General features: G+C 43.7%; 18 protein-coding genes and 1 riboswitch. Of the genes, 5 read left to right on the plus strand and 13 right to left on the minus strand.

Annotated elements, in window-relative coordinates:
• Positions 1-21 precede the first annotated feature (21 nt).
• From ribE to mscL, 3 genes are all read right to left on the minus strand, one after another.
• Positions 22-690 (minus strand): riboflavin synthase, encoded by a 669-nt coding sequence (ribE, locus tag MKY54_RS21485; RefSeq protein ID WP_248548481.1) that lies wholly within the window; start codon positions 688-690, stop codon positions 22-24.
• A 55-nt stretch (positions 691-745) separates the two neighbouring features.
• Positions 746-1,846 (minus strand): bifunctional diaminohydroxyphosphoribosylaminopyrimidine deaminase/5-amino-6-(5-phosphoribosylamino)uracil reductase RibD, encoded by a 1,101-nt coding sequence (gene ribD / locus MKY54_RS21490; protein WP_248548480.1) that lies wholly within the window; start codon positions 1,844-1,846, stop codon positions 746-748.
• A 218-nt stretch (positions 1,847-2,064) separates the two neighbouring features.
• Positions 2,065-2,238: riboswitch (FMN riboswitch) on the minus strand.
• A 188-nt stretch (positions 2,239-2,426) separates the two neighbouring features.
• On the minus strand, positions 2,427-2,822 hold the full coding sequence (gene mscL, locus MKY54_RS21495) for a large-conductance mechanosensitive channel protein MscL (protein WP_076127447.1): 396 nt from the start codon (positions 2,820-2,822) through the stop codon (positions 2,427-2,429).
• A gap of 417 nt (positions 2,823-3,239) precedes the next feature.
• Between mscL and MKY54_RS21500 the strand changes: the two genes are divergently transcribed.
• The 4 genes from MKY54_RS21500 (at position 3,240) to MKY54_RS21515 (ending at position 8,081) form a co-directional block, all read left to right on the plus strand.
• Positions 3,240-3,950 (plus strand): response regulator transcription factor, encoded by a 711-nt coding sequence (locus MKY54_RS21500; protein ID WP_076302771.1) that lies wholly within the window; start codon positions 3,240-3,242, stop codon positions 3,948-3,950.
• Complete coding sequence (locus MKY54_RS21505; RefSeq protein WP_076184051.1) at positions 3,947-5,050, plus strand: HAMP domain-containing sensor histidine kinase; 1,104 nt, start codon at positions 3,947-3,949, stop codon at positions 5,048-5,050. Before MKY54_RS21500 ends, MKY54_RS21505 begins: the two co-directional genes overlap by 4 nt.
• A gap of 128 nt (positions 5,051-5,178) precedes the next feature.
• A complete protein-coding gene (locus MKY54_RS21510; RefSeq protein ID WP_076127439.1) occupies positions 5,179-6,558 on the plus strand; it encodes an MBOAT family O-acyltransferase in 1,380 nt (459 codons plus the stop codon).
• A gap of 20 nt (positions 6,559-6,578) precedes the next feature.
• Entirely contained in the window at positions 6,579-8,081 is a 1,503-nt protein-coding gene (locus MKY54_RS21515) for a stalk domain-containing protein (protein WP_076127436.1), read from the plus strand.
• Between the two features lie 86 nt (positions 8,082-8,167).
• On the opposite strand, the gene MKY54_RS21520 is transcribed toward MKY54_RS21515, so the two are convergent.
• A complete protein-coding gene (locus MKY54_RS21520) occupies positions 8,168-11,644 on the minus strand; it encodes a collagen binding domain-containing protein (RefSeq protein ID WP_339187856.1) in 3,477 nt (1,158 codons plus the stop codon).
• A 243-nt stretch (positions 11,645-11,887) separates the two neighbouring features.
• Here MKY54_RS21520 and MKY54_RS21525 point away from each other — a divergent pair, with 243 nt between their 5' ends.
• Positions 11,888-12,643, plus strand: a complete 756-nt coding sequence (locus MKY54_RS21525) for a TIGR02206 family membrane protein (protein ID WP_076127434.1) — start codon at positions 11,888-11,890, stop codon at positions 12,641-12,643.
• A gap of 54 nt (positions 12,644-12,697) precedes the next feature.
• Here the strand turns inward: MKY54_RS21525 and MKY54_RS21530 are convergent, their stop codons facing one another.
• From MKY54_RS21530 to MKY54_RS21570, 9 genes are all read right to left on the minus strand, one after another.
• On the minus strand, positions 12,698-13,129 hold the full coding sequence (locus MKY54_RS21530; protein WP_036676135.1) for a peptidylprolyl isomerase: 432 nt from the start codon (positions 13,127-13,129) through the stop codon (positions 12,698-12,700).
• Positions 13,130-13,274: 145 nt separating this feature from the next.
• Entirely contained in the window at positions 13,275-14,609 is a 1,335-nt protein-coding gene (gene lysA, locus MKY54_RS21535; RefSeq protein ID WP_339187859.1) for a diaminopimelate decarboxylase, read from the minus strand.
• Positions 14,610-14,735: 126 nt separating this feature from the next.
• Positions 14,736-16,793, minus strand: a complete 2,058-nt coding sequence (locus tag MKY54_RS21540; RefSeq protein ID WP_339187861.1) for a spore germination protein — start codon at positions 16,791-16,793, stop codon at positions 14,736-14,738.
• A 15-nt stretch (positions 16,794-16,808) separates the two neighbouring features.
• Positions 16,809-17,234 carry a stage V sporulation protein AB gene (locus MKY54_RS21545; protein WP_036676132.1) on the minus strand — a complete coding sequence of 142 codons (426 nt, stop codon included), beginning with the start codon at positions 17,232-17,234 and terminating at the stop codon, positions 16,809-16,811.
• A 2-nt stretch (positions 17,235-17,236) separates the two neighbouring features.
• Complete coding sequence (locus MKY54_RS21550; protein WP_036676129.1) at positions 17,237-17,893, minus strand: stage V sporulation protein AA; 657 nt, start codon at positions 17,891-17,893, stop codon at positions 17,237-17,239.
• A 225-nt stretch (positions 17,894-18,118) separates the two neighbouring features.
• The gene (locus MKY54_RS21555) at positions 18,119-19,162 is read right to left on the minus strand and encodes an arabinogalactan endo-1,4-beta-galactosidase (protein WP_339187864.1); all 1,044 of its coding nucleotides are present in this window, start codon (positions 19,160-19,162) and stop codon (positions 18,119-18,121) included.
• Between the two features lie 5 nt (positions 19,163-19,167).
• A complete protein-coding gene (locus MKY54_RS21560; RefSeq protein WP_036676128.1) occupies positions 19,168-20,046 on the minus strand; it encodes a carbohydrate ABC transporter permease in 879 nt (292 codons plus the stop codon).
• 27 nt (positions 20,047-20,073) lie between these two features.
• Positions 20,074-20,964, minus strand: a complete 891-nt coding sequence (locus MKY54_RS21565) for an ABC transporter permease subunit (protein WP_036676126.1) — start codon at positions 20,962-20,964, stop codon at positions 20,074-20,076.
• 234 nt (positions 20,965-21,198) lie between these two features.
• Positions 21,199-22,917, minus strand: a complete 1,719-nt coding sequence (locus MKY54_RS21570) for a sugar ABC transporter (protein WP_339187867.1) — start codon at positions 22,915-22,917, stop codon at positions 21,199-21,201.
• Positions 22,918-22,966 lie beyond the last annotated feature (49 nt).

A 22,966-nucleotide genomic window follows, 5' to 3' on the forward strand; every position in this document is an offset into this window, starting at 1 on the left:
CTTCGTAAGCAAACTCTTTATTTAAACAAACCCGTTCGCCGCCAAAAAATCATGACTAATCCCGGAGCGGCTCTCGCTTTCTTCATCTTGGGCGGCTGAGCCATAATGCAATAAATGATCTACATATTTGCCAAGTACATCACACTCGATATTTACACTATCCCCGGCCCGTTTGTGCGTCAGAACTGTTTCCCCTAACGTATGCGGAATAATGGACACTGCAAGCGATGTGGCTGTAGTCTTCACTACAGTTAAACTAATGCCGTCGATCGTGATCGATCCCTTGGGGATAATATATTTAAATAGTGATTTACGATCCGGTGCAATCTCGAATACAACAGCATTCTGATCACGTTTTACACTCTTAATAATGGCAGTGCCATCAACATGTCCTTGGACAATATGCCCTCCAAAACGCCCGCCGGCTGCCATCGCTCGTTCCAGATTCATCCGGCTGCCGGGCTTCAGTTCCTTCAGGTTGCTATTCCGGTAGGTCTGCGGCATTACATCCACTGTAAAGGAATGATCGCCCAAAGTTGTCGCCGTGAGGCAAACCCCATTGACGGACACACTGTCACCGATTTTTAGATCATCCATGATGACCGAAGCGGCAATATTCAGCACCATCATTTCCCCACCGGCGGAGACACTGCGCAAAACACCAACCTCTTCAATTAATCCGGTGAACATGATATCCCTCCTAAAAAGCATTACTTCCTCAAATTCACTTCTTGCATAGCTTTTGTTAGCGTACCGGAGTGCCGCTGATACATACATTATCTCCTAGCACTTTTACTTCCAATCCTTCAAGTGAGATCGCATCCTTCATCAGCTCTACACCCGGAAATACGAAAGTCCCTTTCGCTTCTGCACCACCGCCGACAATTTTTGGAGCGAAGAAAAGAATCACACGATCCACTAGCCCGCTCTCCAGCATCGCACCATTCAGCGTCCCCCCGCCTTCCAGTAAAATAGAGCCAATTTCCATTTCGCCAAGGGATATCATGGCCGCCTTCAGATCCACTCTTGGACCTGCTCCGCACACAACGATTTGAACGCCTGCTTCCAGCAGTGCAGCCTTCTTAGCAGGATCTGCAGCATCGGTTGTTACAATAAGTGTAGGCGCTAGACCATCACATACAACTGCCGAATCCAGAGGAATACGTAGCCCGGAATCAATGATGATCCGCGTCGGGTTAATGCCAGGCACTTCTGTTCTTGTTGTCAGAGAGGGATTATCAGCAATCACTGTATTCACACCGACCATGATGCCCTGATGCCGATGCCGCAGCGTATGTACGATCTCCCGCGCTTCCCCATTCGAAATCCATTTACTGTCACCAGATTTGGTAGCTAGATTGCCATCAAGTGTACTTGCACTCTTCAGCGTAACAAAAGGTTGTTTTGTCAAAATATATTTGATAAAACGCTCATTCAATCGAAGCGCGCGATCACGCAACAAACCTACTTCGACCTCAATCCCTTGGTCACGCAGCATTTGGATTCCTCTTCCTGCCACCTGGGGGTTGGGGTCTTCACAAGCAACTACAACCCTAGCTACCCCTTCATCGATCAGCCTTTGGCTGCAAGGTGGAGTTTTTCCATAATGGCTGCACGGTTCTAGTGTGACATATGCCGTACTACCCTGTGCCTGCCCAGCTGCCATATTCAAGGCGTGCACCTCGGCATGCCCCGTACCTCGCTGTAAATGAGTTCCGAGTCCAATCATTGCTCCATTCTTCACCACAACGCAGCCAACAACAGGGTTAATTCCCGTCTGTCCTTGGGCACGTTCGGCCATGTCCAGTGCTAGCGACATATAAAACTCATCATTCATGTTGTCCATCTCTTCCTCCTATCCACTGCTGTCAATTCTTAAGCTAAAAAAACAGAAAAACCCATCTCATTCTCCAGGAGGAGTTCAAGATGGGTTATGCGAGAGTTCATCGGCAGTCCAAATAAAAGTGTGCTTAAATAGCCGTCAATCGACGGGTATTGTGAAATATCGCACATGATTATATGAAAACACTGCGATCCGCCAGTCCATTGCAGACAAGCAGTCAACCTCTCCTTCTTCCATCCAGACTATACTGTCGGTCCCGGAATTTCACCAGGTCCACCGTTCGCGTCAACAACGCGAGCCGGGTAGCGGACTGAGCACTGTAGATGAACTGAATAAGTTACTTCTACAACAGCATCACCGCCGGTAGGGAATTACACCCTGCCCTGAAGGATTGATCCTTTATTTAATTGAGATTCAAGTTTTCCTTACTAACAAAATTATCACTTACACCAGCGAAATGCAAGTGCGTTTATTATATTTACTTAAAATTTGTAACTAGATTATAGATTGTACTGAGTTTATAAAAGGAAACCAAGAAGCGCCAGGACAAGGACTCCTGGCGCTTCTTGGTTATATTTCAGGATTACAAACCACGTTCTTGTTGTTTCAAAAGATCACGAATTTCCGTAAGCAGCACGATATCCTCTGCAGGTGCTGGAGTCTCTACCACTTCAACTTTAACGGCTTCTTTGCGCTGAAATTTATTGGCGAGCTTAATCACCAGAAAGATAGAGAAGGAAATAATAAAGAAATCAACAACCGATTGTAAAAATAGTCCGTAAGGTATTTTCAGGTCCGTAGTGACTTCAAGCACCCGGTCCTTTAAATCTATACCACCCGTAAGCAAACCTGCAATTGGCATAATAATGTCATTTACTAATGAAGTTACAATCTTTCCGAATGCAGCTCCAATAATGACCGCAACCGCTAAATCAAGAACATTTCCTTTTAAGGCAAAAGCTTTAAATTCTTTCCACATATACCAAATAACCCCCACATATATAATTTGAAATTATTATAGCATAGTAGCTTCCTATTTCTTAAGACTTGTTAAGAAACTATTAAGTTTCCCTTTACTTTTATCTGCCACCGCTGTTAAGAAGTTTCCTGTTAAATAAAGTTTAAGAATTATTTCTTACATGATAGAGCCATGGCTGAGAATGTATTATCTACAGATCAACACATGGATTGAGGTACAGCGATCAGAGCAAACTAAAAGGAAAAACCAAACTGGCATAATGCTGTGGGGGATTTGGTCTTTTATTCCACTAATTTATTAGCTGCTATACAGTACCTTTGCCTTCACTGGTCTTCAAATGAGGCTTCCAAACAAGAAAATGTTGTATACTTCTTATAGCAAGAATTGCGCTTTACAAGCAAGAAAGGACGCTGAGAAATGCACAACGCAACGCTGCTATTGGTGGACGACGAAGCCGAGATTATTAAACTAATGCAGATCTATCTGGAGAACGAGGGTTACCGGCTGTTAACTGCCAGAGACGGGCTGGAAGCACTCGAAATTATCAATAGAGAGACTATAGACCTCATGGTTCTTGATATCATGATGCCTAATATGGACGGCATTGAGGCTTGTATTAAAATTCGTGAAACGCAAAAATTTCCGATCATCATGTTATCTGCTAAAGGGCAGGAACTTGATAAAATCACCGGACTAAGCGTAGGTGCAGATGATTATGTTACGAAACCTTTTAGTCCGCTGGAGTTAGTTGCCCGTGTTAAATCCCAGCTGCGCAGAACTCGAAATTACATGGCAGATCTAAACGCCAAACAGGATGAAATCATCATTGATGGCCTGGTTATTAATTCGGTTACGCATGAAGTAAGTGTGGATGATCACCCAGTTAAGCTTACCCCGCGAGAATTTGCGATTCTAGAGCTGCTCGCCCGTAATAAGGGACAAGTCCTAAGCATGGAGCAGATCTACGCCAAAGTATGGAAAGAACAATTCCTGGAAAGCAACAATACACTTATGGTGCATATTCGTAAAATCAGAGAAAAAATAGAAGAAAATCCGCGTAAACCACAATACTTAAAAACGGTATGGGGCGTTGGCTACAAACTGGAAAAAGGAGGTCCTTCTAGTTGAACTTTAAACGATTCGATACCCTATCCTGGAAAATAGTTGGCTTCAGCTTAACGAGCCTAGCACTCACCGCTTTAATCTTAATGGGCGGCTATTATGGCACTTCACTATTGCTGTGGTTAAATCCTTCACGCTCCTTTTGGGGAGTCAGACTCATTCTCTGGGTGATCAATACCATTGGATCAACGCCAGTTGTGATTCTTATAGGGATTCCTTTATTTATTTTTTTCATCCTAAAACTGTCCAGAAATACAACTAAGAATCTTCATAACATTACTAGCGGAGTTCAGGCCATTGCGGATGGCAATTTGTCTTTCAAGGTGCCGGTAACAGGTACGGATGAACTCGGAAAGCTCGCTGAAAATATGAACACTATGGCTGGCAAGCTAAAATCTGCTATAGAGGAAGAACGAGCCGCTGCAAAAGCCAAAAACGACCTAATCACAGGTGTGTCCCATGACCTCCGAACCCCACTAACCTCTGTTCTCGGATTCCTTGAATATGTGGAGAAGGATCGTTATAAAAACGAGGTTGAGCTGCGTTATTATGTGAATATTGCCTATGAGAAATCTCTGACTCTTAAAAAGCTAATCGACGATTTATTTGAATACACTCGCGTCAGCAGCAGCGGATTACCGCTAAATATTGAGCCTGTAGATCTCGGCAAGCTGCTCGAACAGCTGATTGAAGAATTTGCACCCGTACTGGAACAAGCAGATATGACCTACCGCATTCATACGGATACAGCTCCTCTGATTATCAACGGAGATGCGGACGAGCTGGTGCGATTGTATGAGAACCTATTTACCAATGCCGTAAGATACGGAAAGGAAGGAAAAATTCTAGACATTTCTGTTGTTAGAAAAGACGATAGAATAGTTGCTCTATGTACGAATTACGGTACTCCTATCCCTGCATCCGACCTCCCCCACTTATTTAAACGCTTTTATCGTGTCGATAAATCCCGCTCCCGAGAGACAGGCGGAAGTGGCTTAGGGCTGGCCATAGCCAAGAGTATTGCAGAGCTTCACGGCGGAACCATTACAGCCAAAAGCACACGCAAACAAACTGAATTTGAAACCTCTTTCCCTGTGAGCGAATGATGCTTGCAGGGATTTTTTTGTACAATCTCATCCATTAAGAAAATGATAAGATTTCATAACATAAAGCCTTAAGATCTCTGGCTTATAGTGATTTCATACCAAATCTGCTATAAGTGAGGATTGTTGTTATGCTATTTAATTCGTATCCCTTTATGTTTGGTTTTCTGCCTATCGTGCTGGCCGGATATTTTATTCTGAATCGTCTTCGTCTCACACTCTGTGCTAAGGTATGGCTTACCCTCGCCTCTTTAGTTTTTTACGGGTATTGGAACATAAAATATGTCCCTCTAATCTTGTTATCCATCTTATTTAACTATGTTATGGGCCATTTCATTCATTCCACAACAGCTAAGCTTCGCCGGCCGCTGCTAATCTTTAGCTTAAGCACAAATATTCTATTACTCAGCTATTACAAATACACGGATTTTTTTATAGAAAATTGGAATGAGGTAACCGCAAGCAACCTTTCTCTGCACCATCTTATATTGCCTTTAGGCATAAGTTTCTTTACCTTTACACAAATCGCCTACCTCGTTGATGTTTACCGGAACCAAGCGCGTGAGTACAATCTTTTGAATTACACGCTATTTGTGACTTTTTTCCCGCATCTGATCTCCGGTCCCATCCTTCATCACAAGGATATGATGCCCCAATTCGATAAACTGCGAAATAAGGTTTGGAATTGGAACAACATACGGAAGGGGACCCTCTTCTTCAGCATCGGATTAGGAAAAAAAGTCATCCTAGCGGATACCCTAGCTGGTTATGCTGATAACGGTTTTGCAGCTGCAACATATTTTGTAGATTCATGGGTGGCTATCCTTTCCTATACCTTACAAATCTACTATGATTTCAGCGGCTATACCGATATGGCGATTGGAATAGCACTGCTGTTCAACATCCATCTGCCGCAAAATTTCAATGAACCCTACCGAGCCGTAAGCATCCGCGATTTCTGGAGACGCTGGCATATTACGCTCAGCCATTTTCTTAGAGATTATATCTACATTCCACTTGGCGGCAACCGGAAAAGCTTCTGGATTTCGATCCGAAATGTCATTATTACTTTTCTGCTCGGTGGTTTCTGGCACGGTGCGGGTTGGCTGTTCATCCTGTGGGGGCTCTTGCATGGAGTAGGACAAGCTGTAGAGAAATGTTGGGGACGCTGGGGCTTCTCCCTTCCCAAATGGTTATCATGGTTGCTGACTTTCATATTTGTGAACATCACATGGGTATTTTTCCGTGCAGAACATATATCGCAGGCATTTCGTTTGTTGAAAGGGATGAGTGGACTTAACGGGGTATCTATGCAATCTATTGGATCGCTTAAATGGGCAATCATCCTGATTCTCATCTTAATGACGATCATTCTCTGGAATCCCCTTCATCTGTTGAACAAACGTAATTTTCAGTATAGCTGGAAAACAGCATTTGTGATGGCATTTATCATTTTGTTCTCGCTGTTATTCTTCAACCGAATTACAACCTTTTTATACTTTAACTTCTAGAACTGTAAGGAGGAATGATGATGCTTGCATCACGGCTTCAGAATAATAACAACCCACGTAAATCCCCCGGGATTCATACTAAATCGAAACGTTTCATAGGTTATTTCCTGCTTTGTTTTAGCTTGTTAGCGCTTCTAACGGCGCTGATTACTGCTTTTATCGACCCATTACAATTCTATCACCGTCCATCGTGGTATACCCCACTCTTGTCAGAAGAAGAACGTTATCAGAATCCGGGTTTAGCTAAAAATTACGACTACGACAATATTATCATCGGCACGTCTATGACAGAGAACTTTCTTCCCTCTCAAGTAGATGCCAGCTTAGGTGGGACAACCTTAAAGTTATCTATGGAAGGATCCACAGTCGATGAGCATTATAAAATTGCCAAACTTGCCTTGGAGACAGGCAAAGTAAAACAAGTGCTCTGGGGTTTGGATTATTTCTCTTTGAAACTCGCCACAGCCGAAGATGAGGAAGATTTCCCTGACTATCTATATGACGGCAAACTATGGACCGACTACAAATACTGGTTCAATTCATCTGTATATAAACAATTTATAAGCAGCATCAAAAACAACCTGAGTGGTGAAGCTAAACAGAATTTGGAATATTTATACAACTGGGATAACAAAGTAGTGTTTGGCAAGCAATACGTTGCAGAATCTTACCTAATGGCTTGTGACAAGGAGCTGGATTACGGTACTAACGAGGAAAGCATTGAGCAAGTAAAGGGCTATTTTAATACGTATATCCGTCCTCTGCTGGAGGAATATCCCGATGTCCAGTTTTATTTCTACTACCCACCCTACAGCGTTATGCGTCAGGTCGCTTGGTCTGCCAGCAATCCCGTTCGCTTTAACAATCAGCTTTTCATGCGGCAATGGATATTCGAGCAATTTGAACAGTTTCCAAATGTGAAGCTATACGATTTCCAAGCCGAAGCGGATTGGACATTCAATCTAGACCTCTATAAGGATTTAAGCCATCATAATGGTGAGGTTAACACGTGGATAGCAGAAGCTATCGGACAGGACAATTCCAAATATCGGGTAACTTCCAGCAACATAAAGGCGCTTAATAGCTCGCTGGAATCACAGGCGGAAAGCGCCGTTATGGATAATAACGGAAAAGTTTATCGCAGCAGTGTACAAGTAAATGGATTACCACTAGCACTTAACATCCGTTTAGTGCAAGGAAATAAAGAATTATGGCTGCCCGCCAAAGATATCGGGACAGCCCTGGGTGCATCCATAACGTGGGATGCGGCCACTAAAACTGTATCGCTTACTTCCGCCGAGAACACCGTTACTATGACAGTGGGCAGTGTCAAAGCACTCGTGAACGGGAAAGCTCTCACCATTGATGCTGCGCCGCTACTGGCAGGAGGAAAAGTTTTGGTCCCGCTAGCCTTTGTTGCGGAACAGCTCGGCTGGAATGTCTCAAGTGAAAAGGAAGGCGAATGGCTGCGGTATAACCTAAGCACCTCAGATAACGCCGGTACACTTAAGAATCAGCCATAAAATTTTCAAAAAAAAGCATAAAAGCACCCGGCATTTATCATGCTGGGTGCTTTTGCATAAAAATCTTAAATCACACTAATCTCCGATCACTCTGTCTTACCTCTACGTCTAAATACTCGGTTCATAACAAATCCTATGGTTATCAACCCTATTCCCGACAGATACAGAGGCAAAGGACTGTTCTCACCTGTCTTCGGCAGCTGAGGAGCACCCGAAGTGCTATTGTTCACCGTACCTTTTGGTACTTCTTCATCGTCGATATCAACTTCTCCTAATGGAATTTCTTCTTCGGTAATCTCTTGCTCAGGAGTTCCCTCATCGGTTGATGTCGCGGATCCTAGATCGGCCGCATTTCCAGGACCAGCAGGAACAGCTGGATCATTAATAATTACTTCGGATACGGGCGAGCTTGTAGACGTGGGTACCACCGAACCTCCAGATGTGCTGCTTGTAGGGATTGGTGTAGGTGCAGCAGTCGCTTCTGGTGATGGAGAAACCGTCGGTGCTGGCGTTGTTGACGGTGCAGGTGTTACGGTTGGTTCTGGTGTTGTTGTTGGAGCACCGGTTGGTTCTGGCGTTACCGTAGGCGTGGGCTCCACTGCTTTTTGATTCGTAATCACCAGTTGAATCGCTAACGAGGAACGAATCTCCACTGGATGCTCGGATGTATCGAGCACGTAACCATTTGGAGCTGCTGTCTCCACCAATACATAGCTACCCAGCCATATTTTATTAAATGTAGCTGTACCCTCTGCATCTGTAGTTAGACTGTTAATCAGTACACGTTCCGTGCCATTTAGTCGATACAATGCAAAAGTCGCATCACCAAGCGCCTTTAAATTATCTTCAGCATCTAGCTTCTTAATATTGAGAGTGCCTCTTCCCCCGCTGCCTGTGCCAGAACCGCTGGAGACCCCGACAATAATTTCTCTAGAGGTTTCTTTACTTATTTCGCTGCCGTTAAAACCACTGAAATGTACAGTATTTATTACTTTGTCTCCAGTGTTAGCCACAATCAGGGATTGATATTCGAGAATGTAAGCCCTGCTGATTTCATAGGCAAAGCTTAACTCAAAAGATTGTTTTCCATCGGTATCCGTTGTGATAACAACGCTATAATCAATACCCTGAATCAGTTCAGGACCGCTTTTCGTGATATCTCCGTTCACAGCTACAGCCGTAGGATACAGATGGAATGAATTCTGCAGCAAAATTTGATTAGCACTAGGAGTATCTTTGATTAATGCATCCTTTATTGTGGACTGCCCCCGGTTAATTTGCAGGCTCCAGTCAATTTTATCCCCGTTTTGTGTACCGTCCTTCAGCACATAATCCTCTCCAAAAGGAATTTTTACGGAGGCGGTCAAATCTTTGGAAACCACTTTTGCTCCATCATAGAGATTAGCTTTATTATCAACAGTAGTGCCTATTATTTGCCCTTCAAGACTTGTATTAAATTCAATGTAGAAAGCGGAGTTAATCTTATCTGTAAAAATAACCTTTAATTCATTATCGCTATTTACGCTATTTACGCTATAGGTATATTTATTAGGATTCACTTCTGTACCCTTGGTAGGGTCACCATTCTTTGCAATATTCATAGTGTAAACTTTTAGTGAACCAGGAACCAAGGTCTGGCCTGATTTTAAAATATCAACAAACGCCGGAGCTTCGAGGGTTTTGCCATTATAATTGGCGCCTATCGACCAAGTAATTTTTTTAGTTGAAGCATCGTAGGCTCCCCCTTTAAATCCATTGCTTTTCGCCTCAGGTCTAGGAATGAATAACCCTTCTGCTTCTATCGTGCGTAAGGCTTCAGTAGTGTCCATCCAGTCTAACCGAACTTTGTTATTGAAATTTTCAGTTTTAGCCCAAATCCAATCCTTGTTAAATTCTGTAGTATAGCTAATCGTATAAAGACCAGATATCGGTGAATTAAACACTACCTTAAAGCCTTTATTAGGCTCGACAGGTGAGTTGTACACTAGATCATAGTTATTTGGATTTAAAACATTCCCATTCAGATTTCTAATCACCAGTGATTCTGGAATAAACTTTAGGCCGCCAAATGGGAAGGATTCGGTAACTGTAACATGGCTCATCGGGTAATTATCACTATTCAATGTGACCTTCCAGCCTAATGTTTTATTCTGATAATCTACGGTTGATAAAGTCTTATAAAGAATGGAAGACCGGATTAATCGGGTAGCCTGATCACTATACGTACTATCAGATACTGTATTAGTTATGGTAGCATCCTCAAACACGCGTTTTATCGCTTTTGTCTTATATTCGATTCGATATGGTGAAGTAACATCGTGTGCAAATTGCAATACAAACCCAGACTTATGAACGTCTGACGTGGAAACAACCGTGTAGTCAACATCCTTTGTCAAAACCTTGCCTAACGTTGCACCACCGGAAGAATCCAGCTGCACAGCATATACTTTTAGCGAATCGGCTACCAGCTCTTGAGAATCATCGAACAAATCTGTTAACACAGCGTTTCCTTGCGGGATGTTCTTTTCATTGTAGTTATATTCAATTGCCCAGGAAATGATCTGCTTGCCCCCATCATAGCTTGTAGAATACTTTTTCAAGCTTCCTCCACGTTCTACATTCACTGTGGCAGTCGAGCTGGCAGGCTCTTGCCCATTTCCTGAAAAAGTTGCAGTATTGGTGAAGCTTAGCTGATGGTCATTAGTAATCCCTGTGGAATATACAATACGGTAAGCCTCTTTAATCACAGGCTCCGTAAAACGGACAATCAATGACCCTCCGGAGAGCTCTGCAGAGTATTTGCTTGTGTCGAGCAATGCTCCTTCCGTTACTGAACCATCCAATTGAATGCTCAGTTGATACACGCTCACTGTGACTGGAGTATTTAATGATAAGCCTGAAGGGATGGGGTCACTCACAATGGCATTCCCCACGGCTTCCAAAGACTTATTGACATCAACAGTCCAAAATATTTGGTTCGCATTGAAGCCTTCGGGAATACCTCTCTTCTCTATAATCGATCCAACACTTGGTTTAAAATTAACTGTCACTGTCTGAATACCGCCGCTCACGGGAAATAAAATATTCTGAATAGTACTGCCCGAGATTTTCTGTTTATCGAATTTAGTATTTAACCGCAGCGTTCCCTGCACGTCATCATGTGTTTCTATGTAGTCATTAAAAGTCATTATCACTTCATGTGAAATTTGCCTCACTTCAAAGCTCCCTACATCTCCATCTTCAGAGACCAAGGGTCCGTTAAAATCATTAAATAGCTGGAACTGTTCTGGAAGCTGAAAAGTAAAAGTGTCACCTTGCTTGTAATTATGATTTTTAGGAAGAGACCAATTATAATCCAAGGTAACATTAGCATCTCGTTCGTATACGCTGTTCGTGACCGTGATTCCATCTGGCCCGTAAACAGCCATTGAAACACTGGTGATGATATTTCTTTCGTCATCAATCGCAGCCGCTTTTACTTGCGGAGCAAATCCGATGCCATAGGCATATTGGGCCACAAGCATCAAAATAATGACCATTACACTTATTTTTTTCTTAAACATGTTCCTGTTGCCTCCATTTTCTTGTTCTAATTGTTTTCCACCCCTGCATGTTCAAAAGCTTCATATGTAATTCCGCGCCCTACGCCCCATCTTATGTTAATATAATGAAAAGTCTTCCTTATGTGGTGGAGTTGACAGAACATATACATATATACCCATTTTATGGATATCTAGAATCAAGATTATTAAAATTCTCAAACTTTATTTTTGATGGATGTTTTCACGTTCAAAGGAGGTTCGTCTATGCAGCTTTCATCTTTTTTTGATCGCCAGCACGCGGAGGATTTCATCATGTTCTCATCTTCGCATTGGGTTGCGCTGTCTATCATTACGTTAAGTTGTCTACTGCTCTATGGCTTACGGTTTGAAATTCGTACAGATTCAAGACTTCGGCAAAGCGTGCGTTTGCTGCTAATCATACTACTTGTAGTCTCAGAAGCCGGGCTGCAAATGTGGTACATCTCTCAGAACATCTGGCGCTCCAGCTCCTCATTACCGTTCGAGCTCTGTGGAATCACTCTACTGCTGTCTATTATCATGTTAATTTCACGCAGTCGAACCCTTTATTCCTTTCTCTACTTTGCCGGGATCGGCGGAGCATTTATTGCGTTGCTCACCCCTAACCTAGTTTATCCGTTCCCTCATTTCCGCTTTCTCCTGTTTTTTATAGCTCATGGTTCTATTATTCTCGCGTCTCTTTACATGACCTGGATTGAGGGCTACAAGCCGACTTGGAGATCTTTACTCATCACCATGCTCGGCCTCAATATTGTGGCTGCCTGCATCTGGACTGCTAATTACTTCCTAGGCTCAAACTACATGTTCCTATCCCAGAAACCTAGTACCTATTCCGTATTGGATTATTTTGGACCTTATCCTTATTACCTGCTTGTTGAAGAGCTGTTTGCCTTCACTGTGTTTCTAGCTATGTATTTGATATTCTTCTGGCTGCCAGAGCGGCGCAATTCACGGCGTAGACAGGTTAGGCGGATTCTTTAACAACACAAAAAAGCCAGCCCCGATATTCGGAGACTGGCTTTTAACTATTAAATCTTAAGCTTCGATGATTTCTACCGAAGTCATTTTGTCGCGTCCTTTGAAAGCATCAACAAGATCCATACCTTCTACTACTTTACCAAACACAGTGTGTACTCCATCCAAGTGTGGTTGTGGAGCGTAGCAGATGTAGAACTGACTTCCGCCTGTGTTCTTACCTGCATGTGCCATAGCAAGTGTTCCGCGTTCATGTTTGTTTGGGTTAATTTCGCAGTTGATTGTGTAACCTGGGCCGCCAGAGCCAGTTCCGTTAGGACATCCGCCTTGAGCAACGAAACCAGGGATAACACGGTGGAATGTCAATCCGTTGTAGAAACCTTCTTTTGCCAGCTTTTCAAAGTTTGCTACAGTGTTAGGTGCATCTTGATCGAACAAGTCCAGCAGCACTACGCCGCCATTTTCTAGAGTGATTTTCGCTTGCTTTGCCATATGTAAATGACCCCTTTCAAAATTAACAAATTTAGAATACCTCAATTATATTACTATGAAACCACGCACAAAGCAAAGCAAGCAGGAGACTTTCCTGCTTGCTCTATATGCTGCTCAACTTTACCCACCTTACAGCAGCAGGCTATTACTTAGCAACAACTGTCTGTTTGGCGATACGCTCTGGTACAATATCGTTGGCAATAAGATCCGTATAGCTTTCACGACGCACTACAAGATCGCTTTGTCCGTTCTGTACGAATACTAAAGCCGGACGGCGAAGACGGTTATAGTTGCTGGCCATGGAGTAATTATACGCACCTGTGCAGGCTACAGCCAACAAATCGCCGCTTTCAGCCTTCGGCAGCTCTACATCCCAGATCAACATATCTCCGCTCTCGCAACATTTACCAGCGATGGAAACAGTCTCAGTTGCGTCTTCGTTAGCACGGTTAGCAAGCAATGCCTCGTATTTAGACTGATACAAAGCAGGGCGTGGATTGTCGGTCATTCCACCATCAACAGCAACGTACTTACGCACGCCAGGAATGTCCTTGTTGGATCCTACAGTGTACAATGTAGTACCTGCATCTCCAACAATACTACGGCCCGGCTCCACCCAAATTTCCGGCAAAGCACTATAAATTCCAACAAAATGAGTCTTCACTGCATCCGTAATCGCTGCAACATATTCAGAAACATGTAATGGGGTATCTCCCTCGACATAACGAATGCCGAAACCTCCACCAAGATTGACTACACGGAAGTCCACTTCCAAGCCTTCTTTAACACTGCGGGCAAAAGTTGCCACACGCTCAACAGCTAGCTGGAAACCATCGGTTTCAAAGATCTGCGAACCAATATGGGAATGCACACCAAGCAGCGTGATATTCTTTTTGCTGACTGCTGCTTTCACTGCTTCATAGGCCGATCCATTGCCGATATCAAAGCCGAATTTGGAATCTGTCTGGCCCGTTGCGGTATATTCATGAGTATGCGCTTCTACACCTGGTGTCACCCGCAATAAGATGTTTACACTAACTTCTTTGCGTGCAGCAATGGACTGCAAAAGGTTAAGCTCTACCAAATTATCGACTACAAAGCAGCCGATTTTGGCATCAATCGCCATTTCGATCTCTTCAGATGTCTTATTGTTGCCATGAAAATGAATACGTTCTGCCGGGAAGCCAGCTTGCAAAGCTGTATATAGTTCGCCGTCGGATACAACATCCAGTGACAAACCTTCTTCATCAGCCAAACGAACCATTGCCATTACTGAAAATGCCTTGCTTGCGTAAGCTACTTGGAAACCAAGGCCGGAGGCTTTAAAAGCATCCATATATTCCCGGCAACGTTGTCTAACCAATTGCTCGTCCAATATATATAGCGGGGTTCCATATTCCGCTTTCAATTCAGTTACATCACATCCGCCGATCTCCAAATGCCCAGCATCGTTAATGCGGCTAGTACCGTGTAGAAACATTCTTTAGTCCTCCAATTTCTGTGGAATATCAAGGTTCCACCCTGTCTTAGTGTATTCAGTATAACAGACAGTGGGAACTCCATTGAATGGACTAATTTGCAGTAGTTTTGTATTTTCCTACGATTGTTACTCATTCTCTTGAGATGGCGGCATTCTGGTATTGTCTCTAGTTTTGTTAAAAGACGGTCTTTCCTTCGAACTTAAAACCGGTTTTCGCAATAGAATTTCACTCATTGCCTTTGCATTAAAAGGTATAAACGGCCACATATATGAGGAGTTATAGGACCGATGAGTCGTTAAGAAGATAGTCAGTAACGTCGTGCCAATCATAAAGCCTGGTACCTGGAACGCCGCTACAGCAATTAATAACACAAGCCTGACTATACGATTCGCCAGACCCAGCTCATAACTCGGAGTCGCAAACATACCGATTGAGGCTACCGCCATATACAGTACTACTTCGTTTACAAACAGACCGCTCTGCACCGCTATATCACCAATCAATATGGCTGCAATCAGACCCATCGCTGAGCCTAAAGGTGTTGGGGTATGCACGGCGGCCATCCGCAGTAAATCAACCCCAAGCTCTACAATCAGAAACTGAGCGAGAATAGGAATTCTCGCTGTCTTTTGCGGCCCGATAAAATCCAGCATAGCAGGCTTTAACTCAGGATGGATAACAAGCAGCATCCATAATGGGAGCAGGAACATGGAAGCGAAGATGCCGATGAAACGGACCCACCGCAGATATGTCCCCATAAAAGGAGTCTGGCGATTCTCCTCCGCATGCTGGCAAAGATCAAAAAAGGTAGTCGGAAGAACAATTACAATGGGCGAGGTATCCACGAATAATATGACCCGTCCCTCTAATAAATTGGAGGCTACAACGTCAGGGCGTTCAGAATAACGCACCATAGGATAAGGGTTCCACCCTCCGCCGATAATCGCTTCCTCCAATTGCTTATCCGCCAGTGGAATACCATCGATATCGATGCTGTTGATTTTATCGATGACTGACGTTACTTGCGTTTTGTCAACGATATCATCGATGTAAGCCACGCAGACATCTGTCCGTGTCCGCCGTCCCACTTGAAACATTTCAAGCTTCAGCCCCGGATCACGTATCCGTCTTCTTACAAGTGAAATATTACTAAGCAGGGTTTCTGTAAAACCATCGCGCGCACCACGCACCACCCGATCAATCGAGGGTTCATCAGGACTTCGCATGGGGTAAGATCGAGTATCCATTAGGATAACTTTGTTCTCACCCTCAATAAATAGTGCGCTCATTCCTTTTAATACTTTATCGAAACATTCACTTAATACACTACCCTCTTCAACTTGAATATGAGGGATGTATTCGTTCATAAAGCTACCTAATACACCTGCGGACAAATTTTCTGAAGAAAGATAGGTTAGTCGTTTCAGAATTTCATCCGTCACATCTTCGTTGGTGAATCCGCTTAAGCAGAGTAAAGCTGTCTTATGTCCCCCAAAGGACATTTCTCTAAACGTCACATCAAAACTTGTTCCCAGCCCCATCACTTCGGTCAGCGTGTTTTTTGTTTCTTGTAGAGAACCTGGGATATGATCATTGCCTTGCCAATAAATAACGGATTCCTTTAATGAGTTAGAATGCTCACTATCGCGTTTGTTTTGTAGCTTATCTTTACTTTTGTTCTGAGACTGCTGCTGCGCCTGCTTCTTTGAAGGCTTCGGTTGAGCTTGAGACTCCTCCCCAGTACCAGCATCGTTAGCTGTTCCGCCTGCTGCCTGAGCATTCTGATCCTGTGCCTCATCATCTGATTCTGAATCCTCTGAATCCATACCAAATAACCTGGCAAAAAAACCTTTACTCGGCTCATTTGGCTCCTGATTGCCGAGCTCATCCGATGCTTCTGCATCCTGCTGCTCTGTTCCCTGCTTCGCAGTCACTTCTGCATCCTGCTGCTCAGTGCCTAATTCGGCTGATGCCTCTGCATCCTGCTGGTCCTGGCTAGTTTCAGATGTTGTAGAATTTTCCGCTGAATCTTCACTTTCACCGATAGCTGAAGCGCCCTCAGGTTCTGTGTGATCTGCAACTAGATCCGCTGCAGTTGTCTTCATTGCTGCAGCAGCTGCAGCATTATCTTCCAGATGGTCATCTTCCGGTGCAGAATCACCGCTGTGAATAAACTTGCTCATTTCCTAACCCCCTGTTTACTGTCGGTATACAAACCAGTCGAACAAAGAACCCGCGACCTTCCCACTCACCATCGCCATTAACAGACCGAATAGATAATGTGTCATATTTAAGCGTTTAGCGAGTATCGGCAGCACATTTAATACCTCGGTCAATGCTGCAGCGAGCATCCCGACAAAAATTCCATCAAACAGTCCTACACCAAGTTCAACTAGAGGACCTGAGGTAATTTTCCAATTCCAAAAATCACTAACAGTACCTACTAAAGATCCACCTACCATCGCGCCTTCATACCAATGAACTTTATCGTAAGAAGAGGTTAATTGCGCCAGACGCGGCACCATATCCAGCACAACAAATAGAGCGATCACTCCACCGCCTACAGCAATACCACCCGCAATGCCCAGCAGCAAATTTAGTCCCAGTGCTATGGGTGCCGTCATCTTCAGTCCTCCGTATTCTCTGATTGGTTTTCACTGCGGCGCCTCATCTTGCTGTATTCCTCATTGATGACATATTGGTCGATGTTCTTCTGATACAGATACATTTCCACTTCCAGCGGAGTAGGCTCCTCATTCCACTTCTTTTTAAATAAATGGTTGAAAAAAATGACCATCCCAAACCCGATGCCCAGAGAATAAGCAATCTGAAATATATAGGGATGCTCATCCCGATGACCCGTTAGCATCTCCACAATTCGAATTTGTACCTCCAGCATATTTACATCAGCATGAAAGTTCATAATTGTCAGAGCAGACCCAAAGAAAAGCAGCAGCCAAACTAAAACAAACATCGCCACCGAAGGTTTCCGTCTCTCCACCTGACTCTCAATCTGCACAATCGTCCTCCCTTCACCGATCGGTTCAATGTCCGCATTCGGTATAAGTTCATATATCCGGGGGATAACCATCAACAGATCAATCAAAATCAGATTGCCGTCACTTTGCTCCGGCTTCATTAAGAGAATTGTCTCCAACGACTCTTTCAGTTCAGGCTCCGCTATCAAAAAAGCAATATCACCCAACGTGACACCTTTACCCTTGGGAACCATCACCCGATTTTTAAGCTGTATATAGATGGTGGGAGCAGAATGTTGTTTCATCCGCATTCCTCCTAAAGGTTATGGTGAAGCTCAGGTCCAAGATAACGGTAGTATGGGAGTAAAGCCTTATTTTTACTCTTGCTGCTCTGAATCAATTTCTTGAAATACTGAAATGTTGCTTGTTTATAGGTATCAGGAAAGGCTAACCCTTCTTCTGGAAATTAAAAAGAAGACAGCTCAAGGTAATTAACCTTAAGCTGTCTTCTTGTTTCAATCCTAAATACGTCAGAATTCGAGCGAATCCAATTTCCCTCCCGCAAAATCAAACAGGGTCAGATTGGACCAACCATTCTCATGTCCCACGGACCATTCCTTTTGCGAAGGAACCCAGGCTGGCTCCCAATAATAAAACCCGATACCTTTACCGTTAGGTATATTCTCAATAACACTAATAAAATCTTTCATATACTTAGTCTGTCCCTCTACTGTAGCCGGATAACCTTCATGCAGCTGCTTTTCCTCACTTACTATTAAGGGGAAACCTTCAGGTGCATTCAGCGTCCAAGGATAAGCTGTTTCAACAACAATAATATCCTTATTGTACCGCACCGCCAATTCATTCAGGTTAGATCGCAAGTCATCCAGCGTGCCGTGCCACCAAGAATAAAAAGATAATCCGATCACATCAAAATTTACGCCATGCTCGAAAAACAGATCATAAAAGTTACGGCTGGCTGGATGATCAGCACCACGGTCAATATGGATCATGATGGACAAATCAGAAGCAACAGCTTTTGCGCCCGCTATTCCTGCTTGAACCAGTGTAATGAACTGTTCCCATTGCTCCGTAGTATCCCACTCTCCATCCACCTTGCCTTCATTCCATAACATGCCTGGAGTAATCTCATTACCGATCTGCACCATGTCGGGCATAGTGCCTTGAGATTGCAAAAGCTCAAGAACCTCACGAGTAAACTCATACACGGCTGATGTTAAACCCGTAAAATCAAGATTCTCCCAAGCTTTTGGCTTCGATTGATTAGCAGGATCTGCCCATTTATCCGAATAATGAAAATCCAGCAGAAAGTTAAGTCCTGCTTCTTTAATTCGCTTAGCCATAATCAGCGTACGTTCTAGATTGCAGAAGCCGCCCGGAGGATCATTCCAAATCCGCAGCCGGATGGCATTCACGCCATTGTCCTTCAGAATGTAGAGCAAATCCTCAGCGTTCTCAACGGACTCTACAGCACCGCTGTAATACGCTCCTCCACCCTGCTCAATTTCATCCAGAAACGAGATATCCATTCCATTGATAAATGTGGTTGTCATCATTGCTACTCCTTTACAGAACCAAGTGTCATCCCTTTAACAAAATATTTTTGCAGGAAAGGATATACGATCAAAATTGGAGCGGCTCCGATAAATATTTGCGCGGCTCTCACCGTCGTCTGCGAGATCAGCTCCATTTCCTTTGGATTGATGCTCATGGAGCTCATATCCCGTTGAATGATAACCGTCTGCAGGAATGTCGCCAGTGGAAATTGCTTGGAATTATTCAAATACAATAGTCCATCGAACCAGGAGTTCCAATGGAATACCATGCTGAACAAGGCAATCGTAGCGATCGACGGCAGAGAAATCGGCAAGTAAATACTGAACAACGTACGGAAATGTCCGGCTCCGTCTATTAGCGAAGCCTCCTCCAGATCTTTTGGAATACCACGGAAGAAGTTCAGCATCAGAATCACCAAGAACGTATTTACCGCACCTGGAAGAACAAGTACCCAGAAGGAATCCATCAAACCAATCTTTTGAATCACAATGTAAAATGGAATCAATCCACCGTTGAACACCATACTGAAAACGAACAACCAAGAGTAAACATTACGGCCCTTGAAGGCTGAGTTTTCTTTGGACAACGGATAGGCTGCCAAAAAAGTAATTAAAAGTGTAAGTCCAGTCCCGAGTATGGTTCTTTGTACAGATACCCAGATGGAGTGTAGAAAGATCGGATTGTTTATTGTCTTTTTATAAGCTTCCAGAGAGAATTGCTTTGGCCATAACCCTACCAAATTGGCATCCGCTGCCGACTTCGCGCTAAAGGATACAGCCAGCACATGAATCAAAGGTACAATACACATCAGTGCGAGCAGGATTAGAAAGCAAGTATTAAACACGTTGAATATACGATAACCTCTTGTTTTGTAATACATAAGTTGTCTCCCTCTTCCTTTGGTAGATTAGAAAATGCGATATCCTGCCCACTTCTTAGCCAAACTGTACGAGACGAGAATTAGGATCATACTAATGGCCGACTTAAACAGTCCGATTGCCGTACCAAAGCCCATCTCACCATTCAGAATAGCCGTGCGGTACACGAAGGTATCAATAATATCGCCTTTCTGATAGACCAGTGGATTGTAGAGGTTAAAAATCTGGTCAAACCCTGCGTTCAATACATTTCCGAGAGCCAAGGTACCTACCACCACAACCATTGGCAATAGAGATGGCATTGTGATAAAACGTGTCTGCTTCCAGCGGTTAGCGCCGTCTATTTCAGCAGCTTCATATAATGATGGATTGATTCCTGCTAGAGCAGCTAAGAAAACGATCGTATTATAACCAAATTCCTTCCACACATCTGTGAGAATAACTGTGAACCGGAACCAGTTGTTATCGCCTAAGAAAAAGATTGGTTTGAAGCCCATGCTGCCTAAGATCTGATTGACAAAACCATCTGTAGCAAGCAAATCCAGCAATATCCCGCCGAGAATAACCCAAGATAAAAAGTGAGGCAAGTACACCAGTGTCTGAATAGTACGCTGTATGTATACCTTGCGAATCTCATTTAACAAAATGGCGAATACAAACGGTACAGCCAGATTGAAAATCATTTTTAGAACAGCAATAATCAATGTATTCCAAATGACCTGCATACTGTCATTACGTTCAAATAGATAACGGAAATTGTCCAATCCAACCCATGCCGAGCCTGAAATTTTCAGCCATGGCTTATAATCCTGAAATGCCATCACAATTCCGCCCATTGGAATAAAGCTGAAGATGATCAGGAATATCATCGCTGGCAATAACATCAAGTGAAAAGGCCATGTTTTTTTTAGTGTTCTCATCCTTGGTCCCCCATATCGTGTCAAGTTCTTCTGTAACCATACTCAAATTATAGCAACGCCCGAATTCCTCAAATAGCGGGCAAAACCAATATATATGGTACAAAAGCAATCTCTTTATCACATTGAAAAAAGAGGACTTCAAACGCAAACAGGGACCCTCCCTAAAGCCTAATGCTACGGCTGAAGAGACGGTCCCGTTTACTTCTTTTTACCTAGTCAAACTAAATCCAAACCTTATTTTACGCTGTCATACCATTCGTTAACTTCTTTAGTGATTTGATCGCCACCACCTGATTTCCAGGTTGCTACAAAGGAATCAAATGCATCCAGCGGTTTGTTGCCATAGATAATTTCATTAAACGTTTGGTTCTCAATTTTGTTCAGATAGTCCATCTTCGATTTCATAGTTTCGGTCGTAGGACCTGTGAACATATTCTTAAAGGATTTATCCTCTTGCGCCAGCAGAACTTTGGCAGCCGCAGGGGTATCTTTACCATAATTCACAGCTACGTCCTTCTCCAGACGGGTTGTTGGCTCTGCGCCATCTGCCAGGTTAAGGAGTGCTTTCATTTGGGCATCCGGGATCCGGGCACCGTCACGAACCAGCATATAACGAACACTATTCACATAACCGCCAGCAATTTTATCATTTTCGATCATCTTGCCGTTCGCGTCTAGCTCATAGTCATATCCTGCAAAAAGACCGTTATCCAGTTCACTGCCTGGCGTTGGATTAGCAAAGTTATCGAACAGATAGTTTTGATAAGTAAAGAAGGCTTCTGGATTTTTCATTTTCGTGCTGATCAAAGTTACACCGTTAGTGAATTGTGTGCCATGACGCATAACCTTTCCATCTGTACCCGCTGGAATTTCAATTGGAGCCCATACTGCATCTGGAGAGTTCTTCACGGTATCCTGAAGCGGCCAGCCGCTCATCCAGTAAGGACCCGGGAGAATCCCTGCTGTACCTGCAACTGCTGGTTCGGCAGTTTTGTTCTCATCCCAAAGAGCTGCTTCCTGAGGAATATAACCTTTCGCCAACCATTCCTTCAGTTTTTCAAGCCCTTGCTTCATGCCAGCATTTACTGAGCCGTATTCTAGTTTACCATCAGCATCTAGATTCCATTGCTGTGGCAAGGTTCCGTAAGCACCAAAGATCCAAGATGGATCGCCCATCCAAGTGTTCATTGTTGTTTTGAAGCCGATACTAAGTGGAGTTACCTTGTCTGGTGCCAAACCATCAGGGTTCTGATTCTTGAACGCATCCATCACTTTTTCCAGCTCATCGATCGTCTTAGGGGCTTGCATATTCAGCTTATCCAGCCAATCTTGGCGGATCCACAGAATGTAATCATGGTTATATGCATAATCGAGAACAGGCAGGCCCATTCTTTTGCCATCACGGCTGTATTGGTTCCAAACGTTAGGATCCTGTGCCATCGCTTCTTTCCAAGTATCTGAAGCATATTTATCAAACAAAGTTCCTACATCTGCATACATGCCGGAATCGATCAAATCCTGTGCAATAGTGTTGTCGGCTGTACCGATGGTTACGACATCAGGCATGTCCTGACCTGAAGACATGGATAAACGCAGCTTCGTACCAAATGCGCCGTTCGTATCTGTGATGGACCAAAGGGACTTAATGTTGATGCCGAATTTTTCTTTAGCCCATTTTGTAGCCACGTTATTCTCAATGCTTTCACCGTTTTTGAATTTAAGCTCAGGGTCCACGCCCCATGCGGTTGTAAATGTCACCTCAGGATCGTATTTATCCTTGTAGGCGTTTTCAGAATTGGAAGCTGTATTTGCAGTCGCTTCACCAGCTGCTTTATCTCCAGCAGTGTCTTTACTATTAGCAGCGTTATTGCCTGAACAGCCCGCAAGGCTACCCGCCAAAAGCATGCTCATGCACAGGAGCGGCAGCCATCTTTTTCTCTTCATCGCGCTCATTTTGTTCCCCCTTGGATTCCATAAGTGTTGGTTACTTTTTAATTATAGG

Source organism: Paenibacillus sp. FSL P2-0121 (assembly GCF_037975345.1).
In the GTDB taxonomy this organism is placed as follows: domain Bacteria; phylum Bacillota; class Bacilli; order Paenibacillales; family Paenibacillaceae; genus Paenibacillus_AQ; species Paenibacillus_AQ odorifer.

Excerpts from the sequence above, each read along its gene's own strand:
- MKY54_RS21550 (WP_036676129.1), bottom strand. The coding sequence starts at position 17,893 with ATGAAACAACATTCTGCTCCCACCATCTATATACAGCTTAAAAATCGG.
- MKY54_RS21530 (WP_036676135.1), bottom strand. The coding sequence starts at position 13,129 with ATGGCAAAGCAAGCGAAAATCACTCTAGAAAATGGCGGCGTAGTGCTG.
- ribD (WP_248548480.1), bottom strand. The coding sequence starts at position 1,846 with ATGGACAACATGAATGATGAGTTTTATATGTCGCTAGCACTGGACATG.
- ribE (WP_248548481.1), bottom strand. The coding sequence starts at position 690 with ATGTTCACCGGATTAATTGAAGAGGTTGGTGTTTTGCGCAGTGTCTCC.
- MKY54_RS21560 (WP_036676128.1), bottom strand. The coding sequence starts at position 20,046 with ATGTATTACAAAACAAGAGGTTATCGTATATTCAACGTGTTTAATACT.
- MKY54_RS21570 (WP_339187867.1), bottom strand. The coding sequence starts at position 22,917 with ATGAGCGCGATGAAGAGAAAAAGATGGCTGCCGCTCCTGTGCATGAGC.
- lysA (WP_339187859.1), bottom strand. The coding sequence starts at position 14,609 with ATGTTTCTACACGGTACTAGCCGCATTAACGATGCTGGGCATTTGGAG.
- MKY54_RS21525 (WP_076127434.1), top strand. The coding sequence starts at position 11,888 with ATGCAGCTTTCATCTTTTTTTGATCGCCAGCACGCGGAGGATTTCATC.
- MKY54_RS21510 (WP_076127439.1), top strand. The coding sequence starts at position 5,179 with ATGCTATTTAATTCGTATCCCTTTATGTTTGGTTTTCTGCCTATCGTG.
- MKY54_RS21540 (WP_339187861.1), bottom strand. The coding sequence starts at position 16,793 with ATGAGCAAGTTTATTCACAGCGGTGATTCTGCACCGGAAGATGACCAT.
- MKY54_RS21515 (WP_076127436.1), top strand. The coding sequence starts at position 6,579 with ATGCTTGCATCACGGCTTCAGAATAATAACAACCCACGTAAATCCCCC.
- MKY54_RS21545 (WP_036676132.1), bottom strand. The coding sequence starts at position 17,234 with ATGACGGCACCCATAGCACTGGGACTAAATTTGCTGCTGGGCATTGCG.
- MKY54_RS21500 (WP_076302771.1), top strand. The coding sequence starts at position 3,240 with ATGCACAACGCAACGCTGCTATTGGTGGACGACGAAGCCGAGATTATT.
- MKY54_RS21520 (WP_339187856.1), bottom strand. The coding sequence starts at position 11,644 with ATGTTTAAGAAAAAAATAAGTGTAATGGTCATTATTTTGATGCTTGTG.
- MKY54_RS21565 (WP_036676126.1), bottom strand. The coding sequence starts at position 20,964 with ATGAGAACACTAAAAAAAACATGGCCTTTTCACTTGATGTTATTGCCA.
- MKY54_RS21555 (WP_339187864.1), bottom strand. The coding sequence starts at position 19,162 with ATGACAACCACATTTATCAATGGAATGGATATCTCGTTTCTGGATGAA.
- mscL (WP_076127447.1), bottom strand. The coding sequence starts at position 2,822 with ATGTGGAAAGAATTTAAAGCTTTTGCCTTAAAAGGAAATGTTCTTGAT.